This window comes from Moorena sp. SIO3B2 (assembly GCF_010692525.1).
GTDB lineage: Bacteria > Cyanobacteriota > Cyanobacteriia > Cyanobacteriales > Coleofasciculaceae > Moorena > Moorena producens.
Window position 1 is genome coordinate 1 of record NZ_JAAHHE010000619.1, and the last position, 2,764, is coordinate 2,764.

At 43.1% G+C, this 2,764-nt stretch carries 3 protein-coding genes and 2 pseudogenes; 2 read left to right on the forward strand and 3 right to left on the reverse strand.

Going from position 1 to position 2,764, the window contains the following annotated elements:
* Window positions 1-164: pseudogene (locus F6K38_RS38960) on the forward strand (methyltransferase domain-containing protein); the annotation flags it as partial.
* Between the two features lie 204 nt (window positions 165-368).
* Here the strand turns inward: F6K38_RS38960 and F6K38_RS38965 are convergent.
* Window positions 369-1,754, reverse strand: coding sequence for an RNA-guided endonuclease InsQ/TnpB family protein (locus F6K38_RS38965; RefSeq protein ID WP_287360284.1), 1,386 nt, complete (start codon window positions 1,752-1,754; stop codon window positions 369-371).
* A 63-nt stretch (window positions 1,755-1,817) separates the two neighbouring features.
* Here F6K38_RS38965 and F6K38_RS38970 point away from each other — a divergent pair, with 63 nt between their 5' ends.
* A complete protein-coding gene (locus F6K38_RS38970; protein ID WP_287360286.1) occupies window positions 1,818-1,985 on the forward strand; it encodes a hypothetical protein in 168 nt (55 codons plus the stop codon).
* Here F6K38_RS38970 and F6K38_RS38975 read toward each other — a convergent pair.
* Window positions 1,982-2,161 carry a hypothetical protein gene (locus tag F6K38_RS38975; protein WP_287360287.1) on the reverse strand — a complete coding sequence of 60 codons (180 nt, stop codon included), beginning with the start codon at window positions 2,159-2,161 and terminating at the stop codon, window positions 1,982-1,984. The genes F6K38_RS38970 and F6K38_RS38975 overlap by 4 nt on opposite strands.
* 268 nt (window positions 2,162-2,429) lie before the next feature.
* Window positions 2,430-2,764: pseudogene (locus tag F6K38_RS38980) on the reverse strand (RNA-directed DNA polymerase); the annotation flags it as partial.

Sequence of the window (2,764 nt, forward strand, 5' to 3'; positions counted from 1 at the left end):
CGTTTTGGGATATTGTGATTGATTCTGCTTTTGAGCCGAAAGCGCTTTTAGGGTTGCTCAATAGTAATTGGAAAATTGTGGAAGCGGCACTGTCGATGGGGTTGATGAGTCGAGGGTATCGCCGGGGCTTGATTCGTTATGGGTTGTTGTCTGGAACCAAGTGAAGGGAACAGGTCGGAGTTGTAGAACATATGAACTATAGCAATCCGATCTGATTCGTGAAATATAGTGGCCGAAGCAAAGGGGATAGCGTCGGCTGCGCAGAATCGCTGATGGCTTTTGAACTGAGTGAGGAAACTGGTGAGTATGGTCGCTGACTTAATCAGTCTCTTCAGATTGGGATGAGTGTACTTGAACTACCCCACTAATCACGAGGGATGGGGATTCCCAGGCACAACAACGTTCGTTGCTGTTATTTCCGTGGGCGTAACTTTCCCCCGCACCGGAGGTAGCTGAGAAGGGTCAATCCCCAGTTTTTTGAGACCCCGCAGTTTTATGTTTACAGCACCATTTACATCGGCATCATCGTAATGCCCGCAGTTGGTGCAAACAAACTTTTCTTTCTTTCTGTTCTCTTTGCTGGTGTGGTGACACTTTGGACACTTTTGAGATGTGTACTTGGGGTTTACTTTGACTACTGGAATGCCTGACTTTGCAGCCACGACCTCAATCTTTTTCACAAGTTCTCCCCAAGCCGCATTAGATATTGAGCGATTCAATCCTCTTTTAGCTGATTGCCCGTTGCGATCATAGCCACCGTTTTCATTAGGCTTAGGTTTACAACGAGACTTCATCGCTTTTATGTTTAAATCCTCAAAAACTAATGCATCTGCCCCATCAACTAATTTGTTAGCTGTATCCCAATGATAAGCACTACGGCTGTTCGTAATGCGCTCATGAAGTGAGGCTACTCTAGTATAGGACTTCCCTCTATTTTTAGAGCCTTTCTTCTTCCTACTGGCGGCTCTTTGTCTTAACTTCAGGCGTCTTTCTCTGGGCTTAAAGGACGTCTGAATAGCTGGATTAGCTACTGTTTCTCCACTGGAAAGGCTGATCAACTTTTTGATACCTAGATCGCAACCCTTGACTTTTTGTGGATTGATCTCGTCCTTGCTTTTTACTGGAGGCACTGGAACCGATTTGTCCTCGATTTGAATGCTTACAAACCATCCACGAGTTTTGCGTCTAACAGTAACAGAATTCAGTTTAAATCCTTCAGGAATAAGACGAGAATTGTAAAAACTCATCCACCCAATACCTGGTAAGTAAATTTTATTGCCGTCTAATTTCACTTGCCCAGTAGAATATTTGAAGCTTCTAAATCTAGACCTTCTTTTGGGTTTAGGGTATCCAGTTTCGCCTTTAAAAAACTTAGAGAACGCTACATCCAACTGTCTTAGTGCTTGCTGTAGAACCGTCGAGTTAATACCTTTATACCAAGGTCGCTGTTTTTTTAGGATTGGGAGACTTGAACTCTGAGCCTCGTAAGCAGTCCTCCTAGGATTCTTTGTATTACTTTTCCAGGGGTAACCAACGGAATGAGATTTGCTGACTGAACAGGTCAACGGACACACTTCCCCTTTACTTTTTAGATCGCAGTAATTACCTAACCTAGGAGCTTTGACTTGACTGTAAGATTCAATCCTGTCTCTAAGAAGGTAGTTGTACTGCGATCGCAACATATCAAGCCATCTGTTCATCGTGGCCTCTTGTTGTCGGCTTGGTTTTAGTTTGTACCTGTATCCTAACTGCATCGTCTCGACCTCTTTATCCGTGCTATATTGATTATAGCTTTTAGGAATGCGGATGTCAACAATATGGTAAAAAAAACTGGGAGACCTCCAATACATGGAGAAGCCAAGAAGTCACATACAGTCAGAACTACAGATGCCGCCTGGGATGGCCTAAAAAAGATGGCAGATAGAGCAGGTCTGACCCTATCGGAATATTTAGAAGCTTTGGGAAAGACCGGCTTACTACCTTAAGTACTTGTTCGCTTAGCGTAGCCTACGGCCAGGGGAAATTCATCCCCACCCGTCGCAGGGATGGGGTATTCTTTCCCCTCAAACTCCCCTAGTGATAAGGAGGTGATAAATTTACAAGGTAAGCGGTAGTTAGTTGAAGGCGATCGCGTGGCCGAAAGACCAATATTGTCTGTCATAATGTAGAATTAAGAATGCAGAATGTAGAACGTATACTTACAAAGTATTAATTTTTAATTCTTAATTTTTAATTCTTAATTTTTAATTCTTAATTCTTAATTATTAGAGCAAGGGAAGTATAGTTTAGGACATAGTCTTTTAGTTGAAAGGGAGCAGGGAGCAGGGAGCAGGGAGCAGAAGATGTCTTAAGCTTTACTTCGACTGCTATAATTATTAATTCAAAAATGTTGTTCGCCCAAGGCGATTCGGTGTAGGGTAGGCTGAGACCTAATGGTGATTAGATAACCATTTCTCTTTGATGCGTTGGATTTGTGCTTGAAAGAGGGCTGCTTTTTCGGGATTGACCATGGCGATGAAGTTGGCATAGCCTTGAATGGCTGCGATTACATTACTGGAGTTTCCCCAGTGTTTGCTATCTGGACCGTCTTTTTCGATTTGATAGAGGGTGGCACGGAAGCGTTTTAATTGTTTTCTAGAAATATTGAGATGGTCGTTGACTACAATTCCTGTTACTTCTTGCTGCTGGGATTTCCGTAGGATTCGGGTCTTTTGTTGATTGATAGTAAACCCTTCGTGAGCTACTACGGAGCTGGTGCGTTTTA

Excerpts from the sequence above, each read along its gene's own strand:
- F6K38_RS38970 (WP_287360286.1), top strand. The coding sequence starts at position 1,818 with ATGGTAAAAAAAACTGGGAGACCTCCAATACATGGAGAAGCCAAGAAG.
- F6K38_RS38965 (WP_287360284.1), bottom strand. The coding sequence starts at position 1,754 with ATGCAGTTAGGATACAGGTACAAACTAAAACCAAGCCGACAACAAGAG.
- F6K38_RS38975 (WP_287360287.1), bottom strand. The coding sequence starts at position 2,161 with ATGACAGACAATATTGGTCTTTCGGCCACGCGATCGCCTTCAACTAAC.